Raw genomic sequence first — 5584 nt, 5'->3', positions numbered from 1 at the left:
AAAAAATTTTCATAATTAGTCAATCCTATCCGTTTCAAGGATAGGTAATATCAAATCCGGTAGTATCGGTACAATTCAATATTGTAGGGGTTTGGTCACCAAACCCCTACAAAACTAAGAGTTTTTGCCAATACTGATAGTAGAACCTTATTCTCCAAAGCAAGCGGATTTGATATAATTATTAATTATTAATTGTTGAATACTCCTCAGTGCAGGATGGCAGAAATAACAATTTGCAGTTACATGCTTGCCTTAAGCCTTACTAACCAATACTTTTAAATTTTAAATTTTAAATTTTGAATTTCGCGTAGCAGCACTAAGCTAATCTTATTCTGGTTGTACAAGAATACTCTGAAGAACTTGCCCTAACTGAGCCACCTGCTCACCTATACCCTGTGCTTGATTTACTCCACCTACCACCTCTTCAAGTTGATCTCTCAGTTGTGCTAGATAACCTTCCAGAGGTAAAATTACTTCTTGATAAACAACCCCACTTCCACCCCCTATATTTGCCTTCTGCTTTTCCCTTAAACTCAACTCTAACTGCTCAATTTCATTTCTTTTAACTTCAAGTTGCTGAGTTTGATCATTAATAACTTCTTCTTTTTGACTAATTTCAGTTTGTATTTGTTGAATTTCAGTTTCTAATTTTTGTAACTCAGCCGTCAATTGCTGTCTTTGAGCCTCAACTTGTGATAATATAGGCTTCATATCTATCTGATTCGACTGTTCTCCATCCGCAGAATTACCCATCCGGCGCCAAAGAACAGCTTGATGCTGACTCAATATTTCTTCTCTTTCCCTAAGATTTCTTTGAGAACCAACTAGAGACTCATTTAACATCCTATAACGGTCTCTCTCATCTGAAAGTTCCGAATCCAAATTAATTCTGTCATATTCACTAGCTTTGTCAATCCTTCTTTGCAAAGCATCCATTTCCTGCTGCTGTAACGCCAACTCCTCTTCCTGATCTTTAACAAAACGCATATCTCTTTGTAAATCTTGTTGTAAACTTTGTACCAATTCCTCTAACTCATTAAGAGGCATTTTTTCCAAAGCTTCAGTATCTACTTTCTGAGTAACACCATCATTCTCCAATGCCGTGACTAAATGAGTCAGTTGGTCATAAAGTTGTGTCTGTATCTCAATTTGGCCATTTAAGACTTGACTATACTCCTGCTTACTTGCCAATAAAGTTTGTTGAACCCTCAATTCCGCTGCACCATTGGCCAAAGACTCCCGATCTTCTCGCCATTCCTGCCATTGTCCTTGGACATGATTAGCCAAACTCTCTATCTCTTCCTCTTGTGCATCAGAGCTAGTATTTGTTGTATTCTCCCACTGTTGTTTATGTTGTTCTAAAGTTTCCTGTTGACTATTAACTATTTCCAAGGATTGACTTAACTTTTCTCCCCAAAGATTTGTCGGACTTACCGCCTCCGTCAACCAAATCAATAAATCTTGAATATATCGAGATTGCTCCTCATCAAGAACTGCACCTTGAGGTAATTCTCCCTTATGTTGCTCAAACTCCTCTTTTTGCCTTTGTAATTCTAAACGCGCTGCTTCTATTTCTTCTTGACTTTGTTTTACTTGTTCCTGAAGTTGCTGAGAATCTTGTTGGGCCTGACCAATTTCTTGACGTTGCTGCTCCAACTTATTAATTTCAGCTTGTAACTCTTCAAGTTGCTCCTCCTTAGCTTGTAATTCCATTTCCCGGCGATTTAACTCTTGGGCCTGAAAAGTCAGAGAAGCTTTCCATTGCTCAATTTCTTCCCATTGTGTCTTAGACTTCTCTTGGGAGCGAGAGAAATTTTGCAGAATTTTCACTAACTGACGGGCAGCATCTTGAATTTGCTGCACCTGCTTATTGTTATTCAAATCTACTAAGACTAATGCACCAGGAGAAAATTCCTTAGCTTCATCAGCTGGAATAACTTCTTCACCAGGTACAGCCACCCAATTATGTTCGCCACGCTGACAGGCCAGTAGTTTTAAATCAGTTTTACCACCACCCAGACCAAAACCAGTTGGTCTTTTTTGTACTTCTGCTAAATACAGCACACTGTTATCCTCTTGAGGTTTCTATGCTAAAAGCTTGATTTCTATAATTTATTATGTTATCACCGAAAGGAATAAAAATTACTACACTACTAGACTGACACACCTTAAATGGTGAAATAAGTGTAGTGCCGTGTCAAGACTAAAATTGTGGGTATTTGTTTGATGCAGACAAATAAACTAATAATACCTTGCTCAATATTTGCTGCAACAAATAAATTTTAGGTTGATGATGGTAGTCAGTAGGTGTTAAATCAATCTCCACTGGCCAGCATTATAAATTAAGTTTTCATTATTACTAAGTAGGTGGGCTTAATTATCGTTACAATAGCAATGAAAATTCACGCGCGGTGAGGACTTATTAGGAACTTGCTTCTAAGTTCTTTTTCAAATTTTTTATTTGAACCTTTATTTATACCTACTGCCGTGTCAAGTTTGAAAATGTGGATTAACAAACCTAACCCCCCAACCCCCTTCCCTGCAAGGGCAGGGGGGTTTTATCCCCTCTCACTCATCAGGATAGGGGTAGGGGAGAGGTCTTCTAGGTTTCTTGCTCCTAACCCAGAATTTTAGTCTTGACACGACACTACCTACTTAGCTGGAAATTTGTAACATTCTTTTTTTCACGCTTAGTATAATTTAATTAGAGAAATTTTTCTGCATAATAACTAATATCTAATTTGACGTTTTGATATTTGTCATCTAGTTATAAATCAAATAATATTTGCCAAATACTTGATCATGAAGGCATAGATGGTAAACTAAGAATATAATGAGCGAGAATTTTCCCTAAAATGAGATTAACTATCTCCAGGTATATTACTATTTATTGATATACTTGTATACTTGGTTATTTTTCAGAAAACGAAAAGGGATGTGAATCTTATCTCAAACTCTAAATTTGTCATCTAAAGATCATCATATATTACAAGCTGCATGCAGGGAAATTTAAGTGAAATTGATATCCGCAGCATCCTGCAACTTATAGACTTAGGTCAGCGAACCGGTGAACTGTTTGTTAAGGCCTATAGCACACCAGTTGGCAGTAATAATGCTGAACCCCAACAGCATTTTCCCAGAGAACCATCTTGGTTTGTATTTTTTCTGAATGGTCAGATTATCTACGCCACCTCAAGTGCAGGTAGTTTATCCCGTTTGAGAGACTACTTACGTCGCTACAAAGCAGATAGCTATCTTGACAAAATTAAAGTTTCTTCTGTTGCCTCTGTCAATGCACCTGAGTATGGATACCTATGGGCTTTGCTGGAAAAGGGTATTCTCACGCCAGCTCAGGGACGCAGTATTATCCATAATATGGTGCGTGAAACTCTCTTTAACTTACTAAGTCTTCGTCGAGGTGCATTTATATTTGAACTTGGGCCAGCTCTCACACCTCAGCTAACCACTTTAGAAGTTAGTTCATTGTTGGCCAAAATTATGAAGCAGATACAAGAATGGAATCAGTTTTCTCCTTATATTACGTCTGCTGAACAATGTCCAATAATTTCCGATCCAGCCCAGTTAAAGAAAGCATTAAAACCAAACATATATAATATTTTAAGTCATTGGTCAGATGGCCAGACATCTATGCAGCAAATAGCTAGATATCTAAACAGAGACGTATTAACAGTAGCTAAGGCCATTTATCCTTTCGTGCAAAAAGGTATAGTGCAATTGCTAGATCAATCTTCAGAGGCAAGTATAGTCAAGAAATCAGAGCCATTGGAACGAGAAACAAAAATTCCCAAAGTAGTATGTATTGATGATGATATTGTAATTCGGGAAACAGTTCAATCAATCCTGAATCAACATGGTTATGAAGCTACTGGCCTTAGTGATCCCCTCAAAGCATTAGGAGAAGTCTTTCAGATTAAGCCAGACTTAATTTTATGTGACATTGCTATGCCAGAACTAGATGGCTATGAGATTTGTGCAATGTTGCGTAACTCTACAGCATTTCGCCAGACACCTATTATTATGCTAACTGGCATAGAAGGATTTATCGATCGGCTTAAGGCAAGAATAGTTGGATCTACACACTACTTGACCAAACCTTTCGGAGAAAGTGAATTACTAATGTTGGTAGAAAAGTATATTGGACCAGGATTAGTAGGAGATTCTCAGGTTAACAAAATTTTCTCAAAAAATAAATAAGGATTCTTCAAGATGTTTTCTCCATAGCTATGACAATAATAGACTTCTTGCAGAAGTCATGCAATAGGAAATAGGGGATGAAATTGTTGATTTCATAGCTAGTATTGATTAAATTTTTACTTTTGCTAGAGGTCTAATCTATGGGATATTAGCATTTGGCGAATATTTTGAGTCACTATGCTGTATCAAATTCCCTTTTTCTGTATCCCCTATATTCGTCTAGTTCTATGAGTGATAGTAATTCGATAAATGTTTGCTACAAATAAACCTAGGGATTTTTTAGTAGTCAGGAGTTACGAGTCGTATGAGAGTAGCTTTGATGCCATTTCTTAGTTCATAAATTATCTTAATTTATCAAAGGGATATTGCCTGTAAAGTATACACGATCGCCCTTATTATTCTTAACATTCTTTATTGAAATTGGTATTATAAAGTTTTATATCAACTCCGTTTAATTGCAAATAGAATCTAAACATCTACAGGATTATGCATGAGATGTGTAGGTAGTTAAGTGTTAAATTTTTGACAATAGTAGAAATAAGTAGTGAGCCTATCTTCATACTTTAGGGACGATTTCCTAGGTCATGCTCCGCAAACGCGAATCGCCCCCTACAACTACTGACTACTGACTATTGACTACTGACTACTGACTTTTATAGATAGGGACATATTATTTGACCGAAGATTGTCAAAAGAAAATATAATATTATTTATTTGAAAGACTGTTAGCTATCATCTAAATAATAGTGGGTAGGCCAAGCACCCCTCTTAGATATTTGAACTTGAACAAAGATAGACAAAATTTATGACGATACCATTAAAATTAAATCAGAAAATTATGTTTGATTTGACATAATGAGTATTGTAAAGTTTCAACACAAATATAGTCAAACATGAACTAATATAGTCAAATATTTCGTCAAAAAAAATAAATACTTGAACTCTATTTTTAAGTTATAATTAAACAAAGGTTAGTTCATCATTGTCTTATGCAGTTAGTAGAAAGACACGTTATTACAAAGACTCATTCAAATTGGGCTGAATTAGATCGAGTTTGTTTTGCATCAAAAAATCTTTATAATAAAGCCAACTACAACGTGAGGCAAGGATTCATATTTTGTCGGAAATATTCTAATTATAATCTTCTGGATCGAGTTTTAAAATCAACGACAGAATATAGAGCAATGCCGGCTAAAGTATCTCAACAAACATTGAGAAATTTAGACCAGAATTGGCGTTCTTTTTTCAATTCTATTCAAGAATATAAGTTAAATCCTGAAAAATTTTTGGGCAGACCAAAACTGCCAAAATATAAAGATAAAGAGGGAAGGCATTTAGTAATTTATACAGCTCAAGCGGTAAGTAAAAC

The 5584-nt window shown here is 35.9% G+C and carries 2 protein-coding genes and 1 pseudogene; 2 read left to right on the top strand and 1 reads right to left on the bottom strand.

Translation table 11 applies throughout. The features are described from left to right. Positions 1–327: 327 nt before the first annotated feature. Positions 328–2064, bottom strand: coding sequence for a pilus motility taxis protein HmpF (gene hmpF, locus F6K40_RS38325; protein ID WP_293144970.1), 1737 nt, complete (start codon positions 2062–2064; stop codon positions 328–330). A 933-nt stretch (positions 2065–2997) separates the two neighbouring features. On the opposite strand from hmpF, the gene F6K40_RS38320 reads away from it, so the two are divergent. Beyond that, positions 2998–4215, top strand: a complete 1218-nt coding sequence (locus F6K40_RS38320; protein ID WP_293144967.1) for a response regulator — start codon at positions 2998–3000, stop codon at positions 4213–4215. A gap of 989 nt (positions 4216–5204) precedes the next feature. Further along, positions 5205–5584 (top strand): annotated as a pseudogene (locus F6K40_RS38315) (RNA-guided endonuclease TnpB family protein); the annotation flags it as partial.

The sequence above is a fragment of the Okeania sp. SIO3I5 genome, assembly GCF_010672085.1.
Classification (GTDB): domain Bacteria; phylum Cyanobacteriota; class Cyanobacteriia; order Cyanobacteriales; family Microcoleaceae; genus Trichodesmium.
The sequence above is the reverse complement of the archived record's forward strand: the minus strand, read 5'-3'. Positions and strand labels throughout refer to the sequence as shown.

Excerpts from the sequence above, each read along its gene's own strand:
- F6K40_RS38320 (WP_293144967.1), top strand. The coding sequence starts at position 2,998 with ATGCAGGGAAATTTAAGTGAAATTGATATCCGCAGCATCCTGCAACTT.